Raw genomic sequence first — 21,515 nt, forward strand, 5'->3', positions numbered from 1 at the left:
AAGGTATAAATTATGAAAGCATTACACTTTGGCGCGGGTAATATTGGACGCGGTTTTATTGGTAAATTATTATCTGATGCAGGATTTCACGTCACTTTTGCTGATGTCAATCAGCAAATTATTGATGAATTGGCACATCGTCATCAATATTCGGTCAATGTAGTTGGAGAAGAAGCAAGTACTGAGATAGTCTATCACGTCGATGCCATTAACAGTACATCACCTAACATTTGCCACCACATTGCAACGGTTGATTTAATTACAACCGCTGTTGGTCCACAAGTATTGAATAAGATTGCCCCAATTGTTGCTCAAGGTATTTTGAAAAGATATCAACACGATAATCAAGCGCCGCTAAATATTATTGCCTGTGAAAACAGGGTTCGAGGTACCACTCAATTTAAGCAAGCAATCTTTGCACTATTACCTGAAACCTTACATCAATGGGTAGAAACTCATATTGGTTTTGTTGATTCCGCAGTCGATCGCATTGTGCCACCGACCCTATCACCATCAGGTGATATATTAGCCGTAACAGTTGAAACCTTTTCAGAATGGATTGTCGATAAAAAACAATTTATTGGCACTATTCCGAATATAGCCGGTATGGAGCCTGTCGATAATCTTATGGCTTTTGTTGAACGTAAATTATTTACGCTCAATACCGGGCATGCCATTACGGCCTATTTGGGCTTTTACTACAATTTCGCAACTATTCGTGATGCAATATTGAATGATCAAATTCGTTTTATTGTTCGTGGAGCAATGGAAGAAAGTGGGCAAGTATTGATTCATCGCTATAATTTTGATGATCAAAAACACATGGCATATATCGAAAAGATTTTATCCCGTTTTGAAAATCCCTATTTACACGATGATACCGCCAGAGTTGGACGTCAACCCATACGAAAATTAGGAGCAAGTGATCGTCTCATAAAACCGCTACTTGGCACATTTGAATATCAGATTAACAATTGTAATTTATTGATTGGTATTGCTGCTGCCCTTAACTATCGGAATAATGATGATGAACAAGCAGTGCAATTAGCAAAACAGATTGTTAATCATGGAGTGATACCCACTTTTTGTCAAATTTCGGGCATTGATAGTCATAATCCAGTTGTTCAACCAATCGAAGAACTTTATACTGCAATGCAAAATCATCAATTTTTATTAAAAGATGTCGGATAAAAGGCTACAAGAAGATAGAATCCTAGAAAAACTCAATCAGCAAACTGATATTCACAGTTTGCTGACTGTCGCCATTAAACTGATCAACAAAAGTGTGAATCGGTTGATTCTCAACATTTTTTGTAAGGAACCCCATGCCATTAAATTTGTAATTCCTTCACTTATTGGTAAAAATGGGCCTTTAAATGATACATCTGTTTGTTTAAAATTGCTTTTTGCTTTGGGCATTTTAAGCCGTGCAGATTATGAAGATATCGAATTACTTATTGCCATTTTAGATGAGCTGGATCTTAGTGATAAACACTATCATTATAGTGATGACGAGATTCTTGGACCGATAAGCTTATTACATGATATGGTGTTACCGCAAAATTGGGTGTTACAACAAGATCAAGTTGCCGAACTCGGGATTGTCGATAATTTTAAATCATCCATTTTACAAAATCGTTATCAGCAAATGATCCGTTCAGCGCTGATTATTGCGATCACCGCTCTTATACTTCGAATAAGTAATAAACCCAAACATAAAGATCATGATTAACTGTCTATTACCGACTTTTTAACGTAAAAATTATTTTAAGTGGGTAAAGTTAGCAGTAATGATCGGCTTTATTTCCCACTCTTTCATTTAGTCGGTATAATGCCACCATTTTATTGTAAATTGGGTTATTCATGAAAACGTTATTTGCCAGCACCTCGCGCGGACTTGAGGAGTTACTTAAGAAAGAGTTAGAAGAGTTAGGCTCGATCAATTGTAAAATTACTCAAGGTGGTGTCTATTATGATGCCGATGAAACAACGTTATATCAGTCTTTATTATGGTCTCGTTTAGCATCACGCATTCTATTACCGCTTGCTGAATTTGATATATATAGTGATTTGGATCTCTATTCTTGCGTTTTTAATCTAAAATGGACTGATATTTTTGCCGTCGATAATTCATTTGTCATCAATTTTGTCGGGGTAAATGATTTTATCCGTAATAGTCAATATGGCGCATTGAAAATCAAGGATGCAATTGTCGATCATTTTGTCCGACAAACAAATACACGTCCTAATATTGCAAAACACGATCCCGATATTCGAATTCATGCTTATCTTCATAAAAATCGTGTTACGCTATCCCTCGATTTAAGTGGAGAGAGCCTGCATCAACGTGGTTATCGTCAACAAACAGGTCAAGCACCACTAAAAGAGAGTTTAGCGACAGCAATCATTTTACGATCAGGCTGGCAAATTGATGAACCGCTACTTGATCCTATGTGTGGTTCGGGTACATTGTTAATTGAAGCAGCCATGATTGCAGCTAAAATCCCACCAGGATTTCATCGAAAACAATGGGGCTTTTTAGCATGGAAAGGGTTTAATCCTACACTTTGGAATGATCTGCTATTGAGAGCAAAACAGAACATTTGCCAACCCAAAGGCGTTTTTATTGGTTATGATAATAATGCAACAGTGTTGGAACGTGCACAACAAAATGCACGTTATGCAGGCGTGAGCGATTATATTAGTTTTGCCAAACAAGATGTAACTCAATTAATCAATCCACTTTCATCCGAATCATCAGGCATGATTATCAGCAATCCGCCTTACGGTGAGCGTTTAGAAAGTGAACCTGCACTCATTGCCCTACATACTGCGTTAGGTCAACTTATTAAACAACATTTTGGTGGTTGGCGCCTATCACTGTTTAGTGGTGCCCCACAACTATTAGATTGCTTACAAATGCGTGCAGATAAGCAATTTAAGGCAAAAAATGGCCCACTGGATTGTGTGCAAAAAAATTATGTCATCGCCAAACGTGATAACACGCTACCGCTTTCTAATCCTAATTTACCGGCAGCGGATTTTGCGAATCGATTACGTAAAAATAAGCAAAAACTGGAAAAATGGGCTACTCAGGAGCAATTGGAATGTTATCGTCTTTATGATGCTGACCTGCCTGAATATAATGTTGCCATTGACCGTTACAAAGACAAAGTTGTCGTGCAAGAATATGCAGCGCCCAAAAATATTGATCCTCAAAAAACACGGCAACGGCTATTTGATATCATTAATGCGACTATGTCTGTATTAGAATTAACAGCCGATCAACTGATCTTAAAAACTCGGGAAAAGCAAAAAGGTAAACAACAATATCAAAAACTTGCTCAAAAGCAGGATTATTTTTTAGTACATGAATACCCCATCAATCACCGTAAAACCCAATTTTGGGTAAATGTGACTGATTATTTAGATACAGGCCTATTTTTAGATCATCGCTTGGCACGTAAAATGATAGGTGAAATGAGTGATAATAAAGATTTTCTTAATCTGTTTGCTTACACAGGAACGGCCACCGTTTACGCAGGGTTAGGCAATGCAAAATCAACCACCACCGTGGATATGTCACGCACCTATCTGGAATGGGCAGATCGCAATTTAAAACAAAATGGTTTAACGGGTAAAAAACATCGCTTAATTCAAGCTGATTGTTTGCTCTATCTTGCACAGTGCAATGAACAGTTTGATCTCATTTTTATCGATCCCCCGACATTTTCAAATTCTAAACGCATGAATGAGACATTTGATGTTCAACGTGATCATCTTAAGTTAATGAGCGATCTAAAACGATTACTAAGACCAAATGGCGTTATTGTCTTTTCGAATAATAAACGAGGTTTTAAAATGGATGCGCACGGTATGCAAAAATTGGGCTTAACCTTTCAAGAAATCACTAATAAAACACTCTCATTAGACTTTAAACGCAATAAACAGATTCATTGTTGTTTTATTGTCAAACATCTATAGTTACAAACCCTCTTACGAGGGTTTGCTTAATCCCTTAGTGTCTGTTTTGCTATTTGCTTAAATTAACTGTTTTTTGGATTTTTTAGCGCACCACTAAAACCGAGGTTTGTGCGCCACGAACAACACCTGACGCATTCGATCCAAGCAGGTGAGTCGTGATATTAGGACGTCTGGATCCTAAAATAATTAAGTCTGGCTTGATTTCGTTTGCTATTGATAAAATTTCGTCACGTGGATTACCAAATGCAATTGAAAAGGATAAATTTTCGCGCGGAAGATTGATGGTATCGAGTAACCGGTGAAATGCTTGTTCTGTTTGCACCGTTGCCTTATCTTTAAATTCATCAAAACCAAATGAATAAGCATTTACTATAGCGGATGCAATAGGTAAAACGTGGAAAAAAATAACGTCTGCATTCGATAATTTGGCTAAACATTCCAAATGTGGAATCACTTTTTTGGTTAGATTATCTTCAAGAATATCAATCGGAACTAGAATTTTTTTATACATAATAAGTACCTCGCAAATAACATCTGATAACATATCTTTTATGTTAAAAAATAGAGTTAGTGAAAATAATCATACTAGTTTTAAATTTATTCGCTAATGTTTTTTCGATAAATAAGCTTGTAGATACTTACTACTGTTTTAACTTGTTTTCGATAAAACTAAATGTTAGGTACTATGGCATCAATCTTGTTCCTAATCGTTAAAATGGTTTACCGTGGTGATCTAAATCAATTTATCGTAAGCAATAAAGTTATCTCAAAAATGTAATTTAGGTGAACGCTGAATCATTGATGATACTTTACGCTTTCAAGCAATGTTTGATAATGTTAATTTTATGATTACTTTATCGGGGAAAAGAGACTAATTGAGATCATCTATTGTCCAGACCAATTCAGCCGATGTTACAATTGATGTAAACAATCACAAAAAGCGTAGAGGTAAACAATTAATAGAAGAAGATCCCCAAAATGTCAATGAATATTAATTTATTACATTATTCGCAACCCCTAAGACTATTGATTATAAGGAGCATATCGGGTTTAATACTCTTCCTTCAGCTTGGATTTTAGAAGATAACTTAACATGAAAATCATATTAGCATCCACATCACTTTCACGAAAAAAAGTACTGGAAAAATTAGCCATTCCATTTGAGTGCGTGGCCCCTATTTGTGACGAAACTCCACTCTCAGGAGAATCTGCAAAACAATTAGTTGTGCGTTTAGCAAAGCTTAAAGCCCAATCATTAGTAGCTCAATACCCAAATAGCTTAATTATTGGTTCTGATCAAGTAGGCGTTTTAGATGATCACATTGTTTGTAAACCCCATACTGTCGAAAACGCCCGTATGCAATTAAGAAATAGCAGTGGTAAAGCGTTTTATTTCTATACTGGTATGACTGTTATCAATACCGTCAATGGACAATCCACCACAATTTGTGAACCTTTTAAAGTTACTTTTCGCCAGTTAACCGATGCTGAAATTGACGCATATATTTTAAAAGAGATGCCATTACAGTGTGCTGGTAGTTTCAAATGTGATGAGCTCGGCATTACTTTATTTGATAAATTAGAGGGCGAGGATATCAATTCGTTAGTGGGTTTACCCTTGTTAAAATTGAATAAGATTATGATAACAATGGGATATAATCCGCTTTTGATCTCATAAGTCAGTGTTCACTAAGTAACACACTGACTTATCTTTATTCATCGGTCAATCGACCCGCTGACATTTTCATGATTTTTTGGCTATAACTTGCCACATCATTATCATGAGTGACAATTAATAACGCAGTACCTTGATGATGTATATCGGATAAAAGTTGCATAATATCGGCGGCGCTTTCGTCATCCAAATCACTTGTTGGTTCGTCTGCGATAATGATTTGAGGCTGGCAAATCAGTGAGCGTAAAATAGCAACACGTCGCATTTCACCGCCTGACATATTAGCAGGATAAGCATCTTGCAGATAACTGACCTTCGCCTTTTCAAGTAGGCTTTGTGCATAACTTAAACACTGTTGATTTTGGCGTTTGGTTAAATAAAAAGGTAAGCGAATATTTTCTAATACTGTTAAATTTGGCAATAAACTGCTACCTTGTGGAATGTAACCAATTTGTTGATTACGGAACGCAGACACTTGCTGATCATCAAGCTCAAATAAATTGGTCTTATTAAGTATGATTTTACCTTGAGTTGGCGTAAGTAAACCGGCAATCATGTTAAGTAAAGTTGTCTTACCACTGCCTGATTTCCCCATTATGCAAACAAACTCATCTTTATTCATTGTAAAACTTACGTTATTTACTGCTGAAAAAGTTCGCTTACCTCGTTGATAATCCTTGCGTAAATTTTTAATCTCCAACAACATTACTCACCCTCTCTTAAAGTGCGATAAGTATCAAATTTAGTTATGGATAACGCAGAGTAGATACATGAAAATGGCCCTATAATTAAAGTAAGAATAAACACTATTGTGGCATAGATTAATGCATCTAACAGTGAAATGCTCATACATGGCAAACCAATAGACTGGCAAATCAATAAGCTAAACGCATATAACAACACCGCAGCAATGACAATTCCAGCAATAGCGCCTAATGCACTAATAATTAATGATTCACGTAGTAACATGCTGACAATATCACGACGTGAGGCGCCTAAAATACGCAGTAGTCCAATTTCTCGTTTACGCTCATTTAATGTCGAAGAAAAAATGATAAAGATCACCGCAATAGCCAGTATCCAGAAAGTAGCAGACAGACTATACACAATGGTCGAAAAGCTGTTTAAATATTTAGCTATATTGCTTAACATACCTTTAGTCATAACAAAGTCAATATTATAATCTATAGCATATTTGGGCATGATTTGATTGACGACATCTTTAGGTTGAGAATCGGGATCAACCTTGATAAAAATCGACGAGGCATAATTGGCAAAATGATCGACATCACCTTCAATTAATTTTGCTTCTTTCATTAAAGACTGTGCCGCTGACATGGTCATAAATACCGAGGTGTCAAACCCCATACCTGTTGAATCCATTTTTGCTGCCACTTTATAGGGATGATTATAAAACATAATTTCATCCCCAATATTTGATGTAATTTTTGCGCCGACCACGACTTCATTATCGTTTAATGGTTTAGTTAGCTGGGTTTGCAACCAAGGTTTTATAACAAAATCGCTATGTTGATCAAAACCAATTAATTGCACTTTAGAACTGCAACATCCAGCGTTTAGCGAAGCAATAAAAAGTTGCGGTGAAATGGACTGTATTCCTTTAATATTTTTGATTTTTTCCATTAAATCAACTTTCAAATAAAAGCTACTCGGTTCTCCACGCAATAATGCAACTTCAAGATTTTTTTCATAGCCATAAGGGACAATCAGGATATCCGCACCTAGACGATCGGCCATACCCGAAATCCCTAAACTCAGGTTTTTCATTAAGACACTACCACCAAACAACGTCGCCGAAAATAGCATGATAATGATAATTAAACTACAACTACGAAAAGGTCTACGCTGTATATTTCGCCATGCTAAATTAGCAATAGTTATTGGGGTTTCTTGCATGTTTTAAATCCATCTATCTACTATTTTTTAATATTCTTATAATTCACACTCAAATTTTTTTAACGATTTTATTCAAATAGAATACATTAATTAAAGACACCAAAAATAAAACACCAGATAGTAAAACTAAAGCTGGTTTAGCGCCCATATTACAACGCATCATCTCGTTTGAGCATACCCCAATTAAAACAGTCGGAATGGCGATAGCCAAAAGTGAGATACAAGCTAACGCCATACTTAAACCAAGACGAACAAACATTGTCCGACTTAGTAACATTAATGTGCCAATGGCGATAATCAAAGCACCGATACCTAATTCGGCTCGGGCTGTCCAAAAGCACTTCATAATTTTACCAGCTCCTGTATGACTATGTCCGGTATTAGCAACCTGATTATGTATGTCGTTAGCCGTATTTATTAGGGTATCGGGATGTGGACAGACAGGTAAAATATACAACGGAAATAGGATAATCATCAATCCAAGAAACATAATAAATAGTGATAAAATTATTCGATTTTTCATATCATTGAAGCCTTATTAATTATTAATCACACGGGCAACTTTGCCATGCTCTAAAACAACCGTGGTTTGTGCATGTTTTGAAACTTCAACCGAATGTGTTACGACAATAATAGTACTGCCCTCTTCATGTAGTTGATGAAGTAAGTTCATTACCATTGCTTCATTACTTTCATCTAAATTGCCAGTAGGTTCGTCAGCTAATATTAATTTTGGATAGTTAATTAAGGCTCGAGCGATACATACACGTTGTTGTTCACCACCTGACAACTGGCGAGGTAAATGCTTAGCTCTTGCTGCCAGCCCTACCCGCTCTAATGCTTGCAAAGCTTCGTTTTCGTCAACCATACTATGATAATATTGCGCTACCATCACGTTTTCGAGTGCCGTTAAATAAGAGACTAAATGAAACTGCTGAAATATTAATCCAATTTTATCTCGGCGAATTTCGGTTAATTGTGGTAATGAGAGTTGAGTAATATCTTGCCCATCAAGTATTACTGATCCAATTGAAGGTTTATCCATACAACCGATAATGTTCATCAATGTGGTTTTACCACTCCCTGACGGTCCCATTATGGACAACCATTTTCCTTCTTCCACGGCTAAATTCACTTCCGATAATGCATGCAGTGAACCATAAATTTTAGAGACATTATTAACTTCGAGTATATTCATACTTATTTCCTATTCGCCACGTAACACAAGCGCTGGCTCAACTTCAAGCGCACGTTTTACGGGAATTAAACACGCAATGACTGTCACAATAGCTGAAATAACAATTGTTATTGGGATAAGATAAAACTCAATTACAATAGATCGACCAAATACATTAGTACTTATCACCTGTGCAAAAATCAGTCCACACACCACGCCTATCATTCCACCGGTTATGCCTAAGATTAACCCTTCTGCCAAAAACTCTTTAGCGATACTTTTGTTATTTGCACCAATGGCTTTTTTCAGTCCAATTTCTTTTCGACGCTCCATGACAACCGTCATCATAGTCGTCGCAACACAGATCATGGTCAGTATTAGCACCACCAAAGTGACTAAATAAAGTAAGGAAGACAGTTTACCCAATACGGAGGATTCAGATTGAGTTACCCATTTAATTAAATGAGGATCGACCGTTAAAGAGTTTGCTTTTATTTTATCAATATAGTGTTTTAACTCATCTTGTGTGGCTGTAATACTCACTTCTACCACTTCGGCTTTATCGCTATCTTTCAAAAAGTTATCTAAATCATGTAAACCAATAAAAATATAACCGTCTTCAGTGCGTCCTGTTTTAACAATACCCGTAATTGTTAACTCTTCGTTATAGCGAGAATCTTGTTTGGTTTTTCCTAAAACCGGCATTGTGCTACCAATGGTTAATTTGGCAAAGTTTGCAATATCGGTACCGATTAAAATTTCATGGGAACGTTTAGGTAGTTCGCCTTCAATTTTCCAGTAAGGACTTGTTTTAATCACTTGTTCAAAATCCGTACCGACCATAATATAAGGCTGTTGGTTACTGCGAATAGATTCATAACGAAACGGGGTTACGCCAAGTAGTTTTTCTTTGGGTAATAAACTTACCGCTTGTGAGACATCTGCCATTGTCATCATTGATTGATTATCAGCAGGCAAGAACAACATATTGGCGCCATAGGAGCGAAACTCTTTTCCCATTTGGCGAGGAATATCATAACAAAGTGTTATCATACCAAGTAAAACTGTTGCCCCTATTGCCACACCAAGTAAAGCAATAAGAATACGTGAACGGCGACGAATAAGAGAGCTAAATATTGTTTTGATGATAAAGCGCTGATTTTTATTAATCATGATTTTGACCTTTCAATTACCGTCCATGTAAAACATCAGTTGGGCGTAAAAACATCATAAAACGCAATGCCGGTAAACTTCCCATAAACGTAATAAAACTCACCATAATCAATACCAATGGGATGATGAGCATTTTAGGCTCAATAAAAGAACCAAATACCGTGTGACCAATAATCTGTGCAAAGCCAAGACCGATAAAATAGCCGAAAATTCCGCCTAATAATGCAATAATAAAAATCTCGGTTAATACTAGCATTGCAACAGCTTTATTGGTTGCGCCAAGTGCCTTTAAAAGTCCGATTTCAGTACTCCGCTCAATGACATTAGCAGTCACTAAATTTGAAATAGCAAGTGCTGAACAAATTAACGATAGAACCGTTAATAAAAGCATTAATAACTGCGTTTTTTGTAAAATAGATCCCTCTGATTCGGCGACTTGCATAATGGCTTTTACTCGCACATCTGGCATCAACTCTTCTATTTGATAGGCGATCGAACTGATATATGCTGTACAATACCAAGTATCCCATTCAGCTCTTGATAAGCTATTGGGATCTTGCGCTGCTTTACGAGCCAATTCATTCTCTGGCGTTGTTAATGCACTCACTTCAACCCGTTCAACAAGCCCTTCTTTATTGGCTAAGTGTTGCGCAACAGGGAGAGAAACATACAGTTGAGAATCCTCAATTCCGCCACTATGAAAAATGTTATTTATGGTCAATGTAATCGTATTTTTAGTGTGTGGCGAAATCAGTTCAATCGTATCGCCGATTTTTAAATTCCACTGTTTAGCGACTGTCTCGCCAACCATCACTCCTTGCAAGTTATCATCTTGCATGGCGCTTCCTTCAATCGTCCACCATGACTTCATCGCTAACATCCCCGTATCCACTTCATCGCCCGTTGGAATATTAAGATGCTTATTAAACCATGTTCCGACCAGAGTAATTGGTTTATCATTAAAGGTTGCTTGTGTGGTGAAATATGGGGCAAAATCAACAATATTATATGCCCAGAAAATCATTTTAATTTTGACTAAATCATCTTGCTTGATATATTGAATAGTGGCTTGATTTTCATCATTATCAATTTGATACAGTTCACTAACCAAAGCCGTTCCACGTGGCACAATGTTTAAATTAGCGCCATAGGCTTTAAGTTCTTGATTCACTTTATCACCTACATCAAACATGACATTCAACATGGCGGTTGCTAACGATACTCCTAAAGCAACGGTTAATGCTATCAAAAACAGCTTCTTTTTTTGACGAACTAATACGCTTAGTAACATTGTGCGAAACATATCTTCTTCCTTTGGGAAACCATTTACTTAAAGCGGCTTTTTTCTGCTTCAAGGTGAGCTGTACGAATTACCATGTTTCCGTCAATAATTTCATATTTAAGTGGAACCGGATTACAACCACCTGAAAATCCGATAGTGGCAATATTCATAACGACATCACATAAAATACAAACGACTTGATTGCCACGCTGATAATAACCACTTGCACCACAAATATCACAAGCATCAAAGCCTACTCCATAAGCATTTTCACTCTTCTTGATAACGATAAAACGTACTAGCGTTCCATCGCTTGCTTGAAAACCATACCGATGCAAATTGCCGTCATTGACTTGAGTAAGTGGGATAACAACTAAACCCTCTTTATTTGCTGAAACCGGTTCAGCTGGCGTTAACTCTACCCCTTTTTCAAAGATATAACGCGCACGTGTAACGGTATAAGCGGTCATTGCCATGCCAGCCATGAGTAATAACGAGGTTCTTCTATCTGTGCGTAGCTGTGCTTTAAGTTTACGAATCTGAGCCGGATTACTTCCTACTAACGAAGCCGTTTTAGATTTTATATATAAAATAACCGTGAATAACAGCACAATTGCCATAAAAATAAATGTAAATAAATTGACATGTGCCAGAATAAAAATAACTAAATCCATCATCCATTTTTGTGTGGAGATAAGACGTCGGACAATTAAAATTTGAAGTAAATTAATGCTGTTTGCAATCGTATATATCAGCAAGGATAAAACAGAAATGGTAATAACCCATTTAGTTGATAACCGTTCACATATTCGACAAGTCAATTGACCAATTAATACCGCTAATAGCAACGCAAAACCATAACCAATCCATTTAAACAAATAATCATTATTAAAAATCGACTCCATTCCTACATCAAATTGGAAAGGATAAAGCATTAGATTAGGTAAGCACTGTGCCATTATTAAACCAATTGCCAATATGAATAAACCATTAAATATGCGGTTAAAAAATAGCGCTGACGAGCGGACTTGAATAAGTATAATAATTAACAACGGGATAGTAATAACTAACCAACAAATAATGACACCAAGATCATAATATTCACGCACTGCAAATGCCGTGTTACGTTTTAAAATGGTATAAGTTAATGCAACAATTGAGCCTAAAATAAAACCGACAACGATAAATGTTTTGATAGGACGGGGATTGAATTTAGTCAGTAGCGCAAAAAGCAACGCTATCATAATTGCGGGAACAAAAGTATTATCAGTGACGTTGATAAGGTATTGAAGCATAATAATTGCCTAGCCATTACAATTTATTATTGACGAGTTTAAATCTCGTCAATAATGGAGTACTTTTTAAAATTTTCTTATTGTTACAAAACGAAAGTTACCAAGCTCGTGGGATATAATCAAAGTCCCAAGATACTTCAATAGGTTTGCTCCAGAAACGACCTTCTACGCCAGTTTCTTGATCTACATGTAATAAGTAACCTTGTTTTTCTGGATTTTCAATAGTGAAGGTAACTTTATATTTTCCAGCTCCATCAAGTTTAACATTATTACCATAGTGAGGACCGTCAGAAGCATTCATCGGCATGAAATTACCTTCGATTGTTTTATCACTACCTTGTTTTTGAATTTTATATTTTACGGTTAAGTAAGGAACAAAATCACCGACACCATATCCTAAATTATTATCAGCTGTAGCTGAAATGTCAGCTTCAAGGTGCATATCCGATTTTGATGCAGGTAGTCCTCCCATTCCAGCGGGTTCCATATCCACTGGTTGGAAATATACGGCACCGATATGCAAAGGCCCTACCGTCACTTCATCACCAATAGGAAACTCTTCAAACCCTTTTTCTTCACCAGGTGCTGGCGCTGATGCAGCATACGCAAACGAAGATATTGCAAGTATTGACGAAATTCCTGCGGTTAATAATATTTTTTTCATTTCAAACTCCTCTAATTTTAACTACTCTTTATTACGAAATAACTAAATTGCTATCGCTACCAATACTTGCTTTTTTTCTATTTTTTCCGTCTTTTGAGATACTTTGTTTTATAGTACGAAATGGAAAATGCAACGACTATCACCATGAATATTTGTGGGAGTAATGTTTCAACAGTTGGATATATTCCAAGCACTTCAATTGAGCGTACAAAATCAACGGGGGTTACATGGATAATATCAGCTTCTTGTAACTCTTTGACACCACCACCGGCAAAAGCAATAGCCATGATATACATTAATATACTCGTGCCAATAAAAAATGGTTTAAGAGGCAGTCTCATTGTTCCAAAACGAATGATAATAAAGATTATGGCTAATACTAGCGTTCCGATTGCTAGCCCATACCAAACCATGTCCATGTGTTCTCTACTTTCACTCAACATAGCTTGATAGAATAAGATTGTTTCTGCACCTTCGCGGAAAACCGCTAAAAAGGCAGCAAATCCTAATGCAATACTACTGCCTGAAGATATAGCACTTTTAACCTTACCTTCTACATAATTTTTCCAAGCTTCTGCTTCAGCTTTTGAAAACATCCAATTACTTATGAAAAATAAGACCACTGTCGCTAATAACATTGCGACACCTTCAATAATCTCTTGATTTGCCCCGCTAAGATTGACAATGGAATTAAGTGCAATTGCAGCAAGGACACTAGCAAAAACGGCGAAAAGTGAACTCATATAGACAACTTTCACCATTTGAATATTTCCTGAACGCACTAAGTAGGCCGAGATAGCAGCTATCACTAATATTGCTTCTAAACCTTCCCGGAAGATAATGATAAATGAAGCTAACAACACACTCCAACCGCTCTCTTTTTTGCCGTCTAATTCGTTAGCATCTTCATGAAGCATTTTCAAAATGACATCGATCTCGGCACGAACAGTTTTATTTGAAGCACCATCTGACATTAAACGCTTAATTTTTGCGAATTGATATTCAGTATCGGTTCCACGCTTACCCGAAATATAAGACATAACTGCGCGTTCAACACCGTGTTTTTCATAAAAACCAAAATAAGCATTATTAACACGTACTTTAGCCTTTTCAGGATCTTTCATAAAATAGAGATCATAGGCATCATTAAGAATGACATCCATTTCGTCAATAATCGCATTCCATGTTTCATATTTTTTTTCAGCTGCATAAGATGAAGAAACAAAAGCAACTACGCTAACAAAAAATAGCAATGTTAGCGTTAAATATTTTTTCACAGCCATAATCTCTTATTTTCCTAATAACATTAAACCTATTGGTTTATTGTCTGAAGGTAACTGCAATTCTTGACTAATAACGTCTGGTTTGATGGCATGAATATAACGTGCACTTAAATCCAAAGCCGCTGAAGCCAAGTAGACGTTTTGACTCATCGCACCTACAGCAATATTGCCAAAATTATTAGCTTTTTCTTCTTTGATATTATTAAATGCGGCTGAATCAGTAACGAAAATCAGCACATAATTAGCTCGTTTTACAAAATTTTGTAAACCAACATCGGCACGAATATCTTTATTGTTTATTTCTTTTAGATAGTGCCCTTCCCATTCATACAAAAAGGTTCCCTTTTCACTTGCAACATAGATTCTTACATAAGGTTGTTTACCCGTACCCATTGGAACAGTCCATCCTGTTGTTCCTCGATTCAAACCACTTGCAGCCCAAAGCACAGTAGAAAGTTCTTCATCCGAAATTTGTCCATTAGGAAAACCAGGACCAGGTGTTGATGACCGTTTTGTTAAACTTTCAAATAAACTCATGCCATCTTTTGTTTGAGGAGCAGGTAAAGTAATATCGGCATAACATAGAGAGATAGAAAATAATGATGAGAATAAAATGACAACTATTTTTCGCACAATATACTGCATAATTACCTCTGACATTTTTGTAATCTAATGGAGGTGCTATCTTATTGCTAATAATTCCAATTATCAATACAAACTATCATTTTTATCATTAAAGTAATAAGAAAATTAGCGATAATTTTTTAACGTATTGATTTGTAATCACCTATTTTTTAAAAAAACGTTAATACCTTTAATCCGATTAAATTACCTTTACTTAAATTTTTTATAACTAACTTTTATCTTATTGATTACTGAAATGTTATAGACACGTTGTTATCATTAACACAATTTTTAATTCAAAATTAAATGCTTCTTCTCGAAATCTTTGTTTGCAGGATAGGGACATTGATAAAAGTCCTTTTGGAAGGTAGATTTTTATTAGCAAAAGCGTACAAGAATAGAAAAAATTTGCCACAAGTTGAATTTAATTCATTTGCTTCGTAAAATAGCCAAAATTTTATTTTTGGCTGATTATGCAACTTCATTTAGTCGTTAATACATTTGGTTCTGACCTGCAACGCCGTTACGGCGAAAAAATTTATAAACTGACTTTACATGGTGGTTTTAGCTGTCCTAATCGTGACGGAACTATCGGTGTTGGTGGTTGTACCTTTTGTAATGTCGCCTCGATCATTGATGAGTCCATTCAAGTAAAAACGATTTCACAGCAGCTTGCCCAACAAGCGCATCAGATGAAAAAATCCAAGCGCTATCTTGCCTATTTTCAAGCCTATACCAGCACTTATGCCGAAGTTGAAATACTCAAAAATATGTATGAAGAAGCACTCAATAGTGCGGATATTGTCGGTCTTTGTGTCGGTACTCGCCCAGATTGTGTGCCAGATGAAGCGCTGAATTTACTTGCCAGTTATCAGGCAAAAGGCTTCGAAGTTTGGCTTGAGCTTGGCTTACAAACGGCTCACGATAAAACGTTACACAATATTAATCGTGGACATACATTTGATGTCTATCATCAAACGGTGCAAAAGGCTCGTCGTCTTGGTATAAAAGTTTGTACTCACTTAATCATTGGTCTGCCTAAAGAAACCAAGCAGGATAATTTAATGACGCTTGATAAAGTGTTAAATAGTGGTGTAGATGGTTTAAAACTGCATCCGTTACATATCGTAGAAGGCAGTATTATGGCTAAAGTGTGGCGTGCAGGTCGGCTCGACATACTCTCTTTAGAGCAGTATGTCGATATTGCTGGCGATATTATTAGGCAAACACCAGCCCATATTTTGTATCACCGCATCTCTGCCAATGCTCGTAAACCTACCTTACTTGCTCCTGATTGGTGCGAAAATCACTGGCAATCAATGAATTCTGTAGACCACAATTTAAGGCAATTTGGTGCTCAAGGTAGCGCGATTAATGACACATATCATTGTAAACAATCTAAAGATTCAATTGACAATTTAGGCAGTTAGCGGTTTAATTCCTAACAAAGATTTTAAAAAAACAACATAATTTAAGGATTCTATTTTTTAAGGATGAAAACATCAAGAGTTAACATTGCATCTAAAAGATTTGCAAGCGTTGTTAAAGTTAATATTCTTCCATTTATATACTGTATTTTTTTATTTTTTTTAATAAAGATTTTTTCAGCAGATAAATATGAATGGTTGGTCGATTCAGGCGTGTTCAATAATCTATGTCAATTACCAGTAGGTGGACGATTAACAACTGAACCCATCATTGTTTTAATTCCCTGCTTTCTTATTTTATTTTTACTCAAAAATAAAATGATCCGATACACATATATGTTAATTGTGCTTATCTATCTTTTGTGGTCTTTTTATTTGCGTTTCAATTGGTGCTAAAGGTAAAATTAAAAAGTCTGTTTAGATAATTTGTTTTTAACAGCCCCATTAAGGTTTAATTTTGCTAATAAAGCTTTGGAGTACAATTTTGTGAAAATTAGATCCTTTATGCTATTAAAAAGGATCTAAAACGGCATTAAGAATCAATATCAACGTTGATAGAATTGCCCACAACAATGCATGTTAACGTATTAGTATGAATTAAAATAAAAAGTGTAAAGATCGTTAGATTGTGGAACCGAAATAAAGAATAACCAAAGCGAAATTACCGATTTAAAATCATTTAACATCGCTTTGGTTCATTAAGATTTAGGGGGATTTTCAATAAAAATGATTCAAATCTAAACTTTTGAATGATTGTCTAAACGTTCATTTATATCGCTGACAATTTTAGATAATGTTTCACGCTCTAAAAGAGAAATATCAATTTCACACTCTTTGTTATCATACTTAATGCATAATGTTTCATTAACACTACAAAATAATACTAATAATCCTAATGGCAGTAGTAAAATAGATAGAATGATTTGCCCAATATCCCCAAAATGTGAAAACAAATCGATAATTTCTTTTATTCCTAAACAGACTATTATTGCGCCGATCAATCCGCCTTTAAGATTATATGTACGAGTAATGGAAAGAGAATGAATACTTTTTATTGGAATTTCTCTTTTTTTACCGGCAAGATTGGATAAAGGATTCTTGCTAAAAGAATTAGTTAATTCATCAATGTTGACAACATCATCATTAATTTCAATTTTAGTTTTCTGCCAAGGCGTTAGCAGTGATTGTTTGAATTGATGTACGACCATTTTTTTCCTTGTTATAATTTTTAGATAAAAATAAAGAGTTAACTTTATGGGCGCAGAATATTATCATTTAAAAATCATTCAAACAATAAAATTCATCATATTTTTAAATTAAAAGCGCAAGCAAAAAACGACCTATTTTTTCGCTAAAAACTAACGATAAAATCTATTTTTTGTACCTTGTCTAGCAACAAGTATATAATATGCCTTTCACACTTGAGGCAATGTGCATGCAACTCGCTTTTTGTATCTATAAATATTTTCCTTTTGGTGGTCTGCAACGTGATTTTTTGCAGATTGCTAATGCTTGTCTGGCTCGTGGGCATAAAATTCGTGTCTATGTCATGGATTGGCAAGGCGATAAGCCTGGCAATTTTGATATCATCTTAGTACCCAAAAAAGGGCTTTCAAATCATCATCGAAACCAAAATTATTATTATTGGGTAAAAACACATTTACAAACGCATCCTGCTGATTGTGTTGTTGGTTTTAATAAAATGCCTAATTTGGATGTCTATTTTGCAGGCGATACTTGTTTTGCAGAAAAAGTGTCACATAAGGGCTTTTTTTATCAATTATTACCACGCTGTAAGCATTACTTGGCATTTGAAGATGCGGTATTTAATCCACATCACCACACACAAATAATGGCTCTTACTAAACAGCAAATACATGACTTTGAAAAGTATTATCACACCCAACCTTCACGTTTTTCATTACTACCACCTGGTATTGCACAAAATCGTCAATATAATTCTGATTCACCAATAAAACGTCAACTATTTAGACAAACCAATCAGATAAATCAGGATGATTTTGTCATAGTACAAATTGGTTCAGACTTTAAACGTAAAGGGGTTGACCGTACATTATATGCAATTGCTGCATTGCCTGAAGACTTAAAACAAAAATTGGTTTACTTAGTTGTAGGACAAGACAAAGCTGATGATTATCAAAAATTAGCTAAACAGCTTGGTATTTTACCGCGAGTTCGCTTTTTTTCGGGTCGTGATGATATTCCTGATTTTCTATTTTCAGCCGATTTACTGCTGCATCCTGCAAGACAAGAAGCCGCAGGTATGGTATTAGTTGAAGCATTAGCAGCAGGTGTTCCGGTCATTGTATCTGGTATTTCAGGTTATGCCTATCATATCCACGATGCTAATGCTGGCGTTGTACTTAACGAACCATTTGTTCAATCTGAACTCAATCAAGCCGTCTATCATGCCATCACGAATAAACAACAATTGTTAACTTGGCATAATAATGCCATCCACTATGGCGAAACAGCGGATTTATATCATTTGGCTGAACGTGCCACAGACATTATTTTAGGTTGTAGACATTATGAATGAAATCAAACTTAAATCACCGTTCGATCAGATATGGAAAAATAAAGATCCGTTTACTGAAGTTGAATTGATTTCGGGCACTTTCTATCGAGCAGTTAATCAACGAAAAACATTAAATTTTGAACAAGATGGACAATCATATTTTATTAAAATTCATCGTGGTACAACAATAAAAGAGATCTTAAAAAATCTGTTATCATTCAGATTGCCCGTTTTAGATGCCAAACAAGAATGGGATGCAATACATCGTTTAGAGCAAGTGGGTGTCAATACGATGGATGGACGCGCTTTTGGGCGTAAAGGTTTCAATCCTCTTACCCGTCACTCCTTTATTATTACCCATGATCTTAATCCTGCTATTAGTTTAGAAGATTTCACACAATCATGGGCGACAACACCGCCTAGTTATCACTTAAAGCGTTCATTAATTATTTATCTGGCAAAAATGATCGCCAATATGCATGCAGCAGGTGTTAATCATCGTGATTGTTATCTGTGCCATTTTTTACTTGATTTACCACTGTTTGAAAATCATCAACAAATAAAATTGTCGGTTATTGACTTACATCGAGCACAAATTCGTCAGCAAGTACCCACCCGCTGGCGTGATAAGGATCTGATTGGACTCTATTTTTCATCCCGCAATATTGGCTTAACAACGCGAGATATTTGGCTATTTTTAAAAGTTTATTTTAATAAGCCGTTAAAAACAATTTTACGAGATGAACACAAGTTGATTAGTCACACTCAACAAAAAGCAGAAAGAATTCGTAAACGTACGGAAAAATATCATCTTTAGCAATAAGGAGATACTATGTTTATTGAACAAATCGATATTGAAGGATTTCAAGGAATAAGCCGATTATCATTAAAATTAAATTCACAAGCCAGTGTTCTGATTGGTGAAAACCGTTGGGGACGTTCAAGCTTAATCCGTGCACTAACCCTTTTATCACTGGATAAAAAATTTTATCAATTTGTTGATTCCGATTTTTATCACGATAAACATGAAAATTATGGCAATAAAATTAGTATTACTGCAACTTATTGCGAATCTTATGAAAATGAGCTGAATAACCAAAGTCATCAACCTTTACAAGCTGTTGCTTATCAAATAGAACAAGATAATTTTAGACGAATTACTTATCAACTCACGGCTAATAAACACAATACAAATATTATTAGCCAACATAATTTAGTTGATTATCACAACAAGCGCTATACGCTTTCCGATCCAGATTCATTCATTGCAACCCTTATTGAACTTAATCCAGTAGTCGCCCTTAAAAATGCAACGAATACGCCTAACCTACCTGTCACCAATCAACCTTTATCAGAATATTTTATAGATCAACTTTCTAAACAGTTACACGAACACTCAGCACAGTTAAGTCAAGATGAATTGCAACAAGGCATAAAAGCTGGACGTGCTTTATTAGAATACTATTTTGGCAATCCTGAACAACGTTATCAAAATGTCGCAAAGAAAAATAGCCCTCGTAGTGAAGATTGGAATTCACTTGAACGCATTAATAATATTTTAGATGAGCTTGATAATCGCTATTTACGGACAGCTTTGTTAGATATTTTCGGCTCTATTATGATTGCCAAAAGTGATAATCCTTTAACGCAAAACGCAGTACCAATTTTAATTTTAGAAGAGCCAGAAAGCCAACTTCATCCAATTATTCTATCAATTGGTTTCCGATTACTTAAAAATCTACCTACACAAAAAATCATCACCTCCAATTCAAGTGATCTCGTTTCTCTCTTTCCATTAGAAAATATTTATCGGTTGATTCGTCTACCTGATCAGATAGTGACAAAATATATTGCACCAAATTCATTAAGTGTTGATGATAACCGTCGAATCTTATTTCATGTTCTCTATCGACGGGCAAGTGCTATCTTTGCACGTTGCTGGCTATTAGTGGAGGGTGAAACGGAAGTCTGGTTACTACGAGAACTCGCAGAACAAAGCGGATATCATCTTAGTTCTGAAGGCGTGCAGTTACTGGAATTTGCTCAATGTGGTTTAAAACCATTAATTAAGTATGCCAATAAAATGGGGATTCACTGGTATGTCATTACCGACGGCGATATGGCAGGTAAAAAATATGCTGAAACGTTAAAATCTTTGTGTCCTTCGGATAAAGACCCGAATGAGTATTTAACTATTTTGCCCGCTCGAGACATCGAGAATTTTCTTTTTAAAAATGGTTTTAGCCATGTGTATAAATTAGCGGCCTATCATACTGTTGAATATATTGATTTGCCCGTCCATAAAATTATTCAAAAAGCGATCCATAATAGCTCAAAACCTGATTTAGCGATTGCAGTTTGTGATGATGCAAAATCAAGAGGAGTAAAATCGATTCCTCCTCTTTTAATTGACGCTTTTTCGAAAATAATTAAAGCCTCAAATAATCTCGATCCAACATTATAGCCAGTTAAGTC

At 35.7% G+C, this 21,515-nt stretch carries 21 protein-coding genes; 9 read left to right on the forward strand and 12 right to left on the reverse strand.

The window, feature by feature from the left end; translation table 11 throughout:
* Positions 1 to 12 precede the first annotated feature (12 nt).
* From ACGH6P_RS05660 to rlmKL, 3 genes are all read left to right on the forward strand, one after another.
* Entirely contained in the window at positions 13 to 1,191 is a 1,179-nt protein-coding gene (locus ACGH6P_RS05660) for a mannitol-1-phosphate 5-dehydrogenase (protein ID WP_411596935.1), read from the forward strand.
* On the forward strand, positions 1,181 to 1,732 hold the full coding sequence (locus tag ACGH6P_RS05665) for an MltR family transcriptional regulator (protein ID WP_267377926.1): 552 nt from the start codon (positions 1,181 to 1,183) through the stop codon (positions 1,730 to 1,732). The genes ACGH6P_RS05660 and ACGH6P_RS05665 overlap by 11 nt, the downstream gene beginning before the upstream one ends.
* A 131-nt stretch (positions 1,733 to 1,863) precedes the next feature.
* Positions 1,864 to 3,984 (forward strand): bifunctional 23S rRNA (guanine(2069)-N(7))-methyltransferase RlmK/23S rRNA (guanine(2445)-N(2))-methyltransferase RlmL, encoded by a 2,121-nt coding sequence (rlmKL, locus tag ACGH6P_RS05670; protein ID WP_411596936.1) that lies wholly within the window; start codon positions 1,864 to 1,866, stop codon positions 3,982 to 3,984.
* Positions 3,985 to 4,066: 82 nt separating this feature from the next.
* On the opposite strand, the gene ACGH6P_RS05675 is transcribed toward rlmKL, so the two are convergent.
* The gene (locus ACGH6P_RS05675; protein WP_065559088.1) at positions 4,067 to 4,495 is read right to left on the reverse strand and encodes a universal stress protein; all 429 of its coding nucleotides are present in this window, start codon (positions 4,493 to 4,495) and stop codon (positions 4,067 to 4,069) included.
* Between the two features lie 582 nt (positions 4,496 to 5,077).
* On the opposite strand from ACGH6P_RS05675, the gene ACGH6P_RS05680 reads away from it, so the two are divergent.
* The gene (locus tag ACGH6P_RS05680) at positions 5,078 to 5,662 is read left to right on the forward strand and encodes a Maf family protein (RefSeq protein ID WP_411596937.1); all 585 of its coding nucleotides are present in this window, start codon (positions 5,078 to 5,080) and stop codon (positions 5,660 to 5,662) included.
* Between the two features lie 34 nt (positions 5,663 to 5,696).
* Here ACGH6P_RS05680 and ACGH6P_RS05685 read toward each other — a convergent pair whose 3' ends face one another.
* From ACGH6P_RS05685 to ACGH6P_RS05730, 10 genes are all read right to left on the reverse strand, one after another.
* Positions 5,697 to 6,365: an ABC transporter ATP-binding protein gene (locus ACGH6P_RS05685; RefSeq protein ID WP_411596938.1), complete on the reverse strand. Its 669-nt coding sequence runs from the start codon at positions 6,363 to 6,365 to the stop codon at positions 5,697 to 5,699.
* Positions 6,365 to 7,576 (reverse strand): ABC transporter permease, encoded by a 1,212-nt coding sequence (locus tag ACGH6P_RS05690; protein WP_411596939.1) that lies wholly within the window; start codon positions 7,574 to 7,576, stop codon positions 6,365 to 6,367. The genes ACGH6P_RS05685 and ACGH6P_RS05690 overlap by 1 nt, the downstream gene beginning before the upstream one ends.
* A 49-nt stretch (positions 7,577 to 7,625) precedes the next feature.
* The gene (locus ACGH6P_RS05695; RefSeq protein WP_267377917.1) at positions 7,626 to 8,099 is read right to left on the reverse strand and encodes a DUF4418 family protein; all 474 of its coding nucleotides are present in this window, start codon (positions 8,097 to 8,099) and stop codon (positions 7,626 to 7,628) included.
* A gap of 15 nt (positions 8,100 to 8,114) precedes the next feature.
* Positions 8,115 to 8,774, reverse strand: coding sequence for an ABC transporter ATP-binding protein (locus ACGH6P_RS05700; protein WP_411596940.1), 660 nt, complete (start codon positions 8,772 to 8,774; stop codon positions 8,115 to 8,117).
* Between the two features lie 9 nt (positions 8,775 to 8,783).
* Positions 8,784 to 9,926 carry an ABC transporter permease gene (locus tag ACGH6P_RS05705; RefSeq protein WP_411596941.1) on the reverse strand — a complete coding sequence of 381 codons (1,143 nt, stop codon included), beginning with the start codon at positions 9,924 to 9,926 and terminating at the stop codon, positions 8,784 to 8,786.
* A gap of 16 nt (positions 9,927 to 9,942) precedes the next feature.
* Entirely contained in the window at positions 9,943 to 11,229 is a 1,287-nt protein-coding gene (locus ACGH6P_RS05710; RefSeq protein ID WP_267351686.1) for an ABC transporter permease, read from the reverse strand.
* A gap of 23 nt (positions 11,230 to 11,252) precedes the next feature.
* A complete protein-coding gene (locus tag ACGH6P_RS05715; RefSeq protein WP_411596942.1) occupies positions 11,253 to 12,503 on the reverse strand; it encodes a Fe-S-containing protein in 1,251 nt (416 codons plus the stop codon).
* A gap of 97 nt (positions 12,504 to 12,600) precedes the next feature.
* Positions 12,601 to 13,167, reverse strand: a complete 567-nt coding sequence (locus tag ACGH6P_RS05720; RefSeq protein WP_267351689.1) for an iron transporter — start codon at positions 13,165 to 13,167, stop codon at positions 12,601 to 12,603.
* A 77-nt stretch (positions 13,168 to 13,244) separates the two neighbouring features.
* The gene (locus ACGH6P_RS05725) at positions 13,245 to 14,450 is read right to left on the reverse strand and encodes an FTR1 family protein (RefSeq protein ID WP_267359086.1); all 1,206 of its coding nucleotides are present in this window, start codon (positions 14,448 to 14,450) and stop codon (positions 13,245 to 13,247) included.
* 6 nt (positions 14,451 to 14,456) lie between these two features.
* Positions 14,457 to 15,095 (reverse strand): nitroreductase family protein, encoded by a 639-nt coding sequence (locus tag ACGH6P_RS05730; RefSeq protein WP_065559077.1) that lies wholly within the window; start codon positions 15,093 to 15,095, stop codon positions 14,457 to 14,459.
* 452 nt (positions 15,096 to 15,547) lie between these two features.
* Between ACGH6P_RS05730 and ACGH6P_RS05735 the strand changes: the two genes are divergently transcribed.
* Both ACGH6P_RS05735 and ACGH6P_RS05740 read left to right on the forward strand, forming a co-directional pair.
* Entirely contained in the window at positions 15,548 to 16,504 is a 957-nt protein-coding gene (locus ACGH6P_RS05735) for a TIGR01212 family radical SAM protein (RefSeq protein ID WP_411596943.1), read from the forward strand.
* A 63-nt stretch (positions 16,505 to 16,567) separates the two neighbouring features.
* Positions 16,568 to 16,897: a DUF2645 family protein gene (locus ACGH6P_RS05740; RefSeq protein WP_411596944.1), complete on the forward strand. Its 330-nt coding sequence runs from the start codon at positions 16,568 to 16,570 to the stop codon at positions 16,895 to 16,897.
* A gap of 341 nt (positions 16,898 to 17,238) precedes the next feature.
* On the opposite strand, the gene ACGH6P_RS05745 is transcribed toward ACGH6P_RS05740, so the two are convergent.
* On the reverse strand, positions 17,239 to 17,709 hold the full coding sequence (locus ACGH6P_RS05745; protein WP_267351697.1) for a hypothetical protein: 471 nt from the start codon (positions 17,707 to 17,709) through the stop codon (positions 17,239 to 17,241).
* A 227-nt stretch (positions 17,710 to 17,936) separates the two neighbouring features.
* On the opposite strand from ACGH6P_RS05745, the gene ACGH6P_RS05750 reads away from it, so the two are divergent.
* From ACGH6P_RS05750 to ACGH6P_RS05760, 3 genes are read left to right on the forward strand one after another with little or no spacing between them, the layout of a single operon-like run.
* On the forward strand, positions 17,937 to 19,061 hold the full coding sequence (locus tag ACGH6P_RS05750) for a glycosyltransferase family 4 protein (protein WP_411596945.1): 1,125 nt from the start codon (positions 17,937 to 17,939) through the stop codon (positions 19,059 to 19,061).
* A complete protein-coding gene (rfaP, locus tag ACGH6P_RS05755; protein ID WP_411596946.1) occupies positions 19,054 to 19,857 on the forward strand; it encodes a lipopolysaccharide core heptose(I) kinase RfaP in 804 nt (267 codons plus the stop codon). Before ACGH6P_RS05750 ends, rfaP begins: the two co-directional genes overlap by 8 nt.
* 15 nt (positions 19,858 to 19,872) lie before the next feature.
* Positions 19,873 to 21,504 (forward strand): DUF2813 domain-containing protein, encoded by a 1,632-nt coding sequence (locus tag ACGH6P_RS05760; protein WP_411596947.1) that lies wholly within the window; start codon positions 19,873 to 19,875, stop codon positions 21,502 to 21,504.
* Positions 21,505 to 21,515 lie beyond the last annotated feature (11 nt).

The organism is Gilliamella sp. CG25, from assembly GCF_046635705.1.
Taxonomy (GTDB): Bacteria; Pseudomonadota; Gammaproteobacteria; order Enterobacterales; family Orbaceae; genus Gilliamella; species Gilliamella apicola_I.

What these genes read in the sequence shown, in the direction of transcription:
- ACGH6P_RS05665 (WP_267377926.1), top strand. Translation starts at nt 1,181, where the DNA reads ATGTCGGATAAAAGGCTACAAGAAGATAGAATCCTAGAAAAACTCAAT.
- ACGH6P_RS05680 (WP_411596937.1), top strand. Translation starts at nt 5,078, where the DNA reads ATGAAAATCATATTAGCATCCACATCACTTTCACGAAAAAAAGTACTG.
- ACGH6P_RS05690 (WP_411596939.1), bottom strand. Translation starts at nt 7,576, where the DNA reads ATGCAAGAAACCCCAATAACTATTGCTAATTTAGCATGGCGAAATATA.
- rfaP (WP_411596946.1), top strand. Translation starts at nt 19,054, where the DNA reads ATGAATGAAATCAAACTTAAATCACCGTTCGATCAGATATGGAAAAAT.
- ACGH6P_RS05720 (WP_267351689.1), bottom strand. Translation starts at nt 13,167, where the DNA reads ATGAAAAAAATATTATTAACCGCAGGAATTTCGTCAATACTTGCAATA.
- ACGH6P_RS05700 (WP_411596940.1), bottom strand. Translation starts at nt 8,774, where the DNA reads ATGAATATACTCGAAGTTAATAATGTCTCTAAAATTTATGGTTCACTG.
- ACGH6P_RS05675 (WP_065559088.1), bottom strand. Translation starts at nt 4,495, where the DNA reads ATGTATAAAAAAATTCTAGTTCCGATTGATATTCTTGAAGATAATCTA.
- ACGH6P_RS05660 (WP_411596935.1), top strand. Translation starts at nt 13, where the DNA reads ATGAAAGCATTACACTTTGGCGCGGGTAATATTGGACGCGGTTTTATT.
- ACGH6P_RS05715 (WP_411596942.1), bottom strand. Translation starts at nt 12,503, where the DNA reads ATGCTTCAATACCTTATCAACGTCACTGATAATACTTTTGTTCCCGCA.
- ACGH6P_RS05760 (WP_411596947.1), top strand. Translation starts at nt 19,873, where the DNA reads ATGTTTATTGAACAAATCGATATTGAAGGATTTCAAGGAATAAGCCGA.
- ACGH6P_RS05745 (WP_267351697.1), bottom strand. Translation starts at nt 17,709, where the DNA reads ATGGTCGTACATCAATTCAAACAATCACTGCTAACGCCTTGGCAGAAA.
- rlmKL (WP_411596936.1), top strand. Translation starts at nt 1,864, where the DNA reads ATGAAAACGTTATTTGCCAGCACCTCGCGCGGACTTGAGGAGTTACTT.
- ACGH6P_RS05750 (WP_411596945.1), top strand. Translation starts at nt 17,937, where the DNA reads ATGCAACTCGCTTTTTGTATCTATAAATATTTTCCTTTTGGTGGTCTG.
- ACGH6P_RS05730 (WP_065559077.1), bottom strand. Translation starts at nt 15,095, where the DNA reads ATGCAGTATATTGTGCGAAAAATAGTTGTCATTTTATTCTCATCATTA.
- ACGH6P_RS05740 (WP_411596944.1), top strand. Translation starts at nt 16,568, where the DNA reads ATGAAAACATCAAGAGTTAACATTGCATCTAAAAGATTTGCAAGCGTT.
- ACGH6P_RS05705 (WP_411596941.1), bottom strand. Translation starts at nt 9,926, where the DNA reads ATGATTAATAAAAATCAGCGCTTTATCATCAAAACAATATTTAGCTCT.
- ACGH6P_RS05725 (WP_267359086.1), bottom strand. Translation starts at nt 14,450, where the DNA reads ATGGCTGTGAAAAAATATTTAACGCTAACATTGCTATTTTTTGTTAGC.
- ACGH6P_RS05685 (WP_411596938.1), bottom strand. Translation starts at nt 6,365, where the DNA reads ATGTTGTTGGAGATTAAAAATTTACGCAAGGATTATCAACGAGGTAAG.
- ACGH6P_RS05710 (WP_267351686.1), bottom strand. Translation starts at nt 11,229, where the DNA reads ATGTTTCGCACAATGTTACTAAGCGTATTAGTTCGTCAAAAAAAGAAG.
- ACGH6P_RS05735 (WP_411596943.1), top strand. Translation starts at nt 15,548, where the DNA reads ATGCAACTTCATTTAGTCGTTAATACATTTGGTTCTGACCTGCAACGC.
- ACGH6P_RS05695 (WP_267377917.1), bottom strand. Translation starts at nt 8,099, where the DNA reads ATGAAAAATCGAATAATTTTATCACTATTTATTATGTTTCTTGGATTG.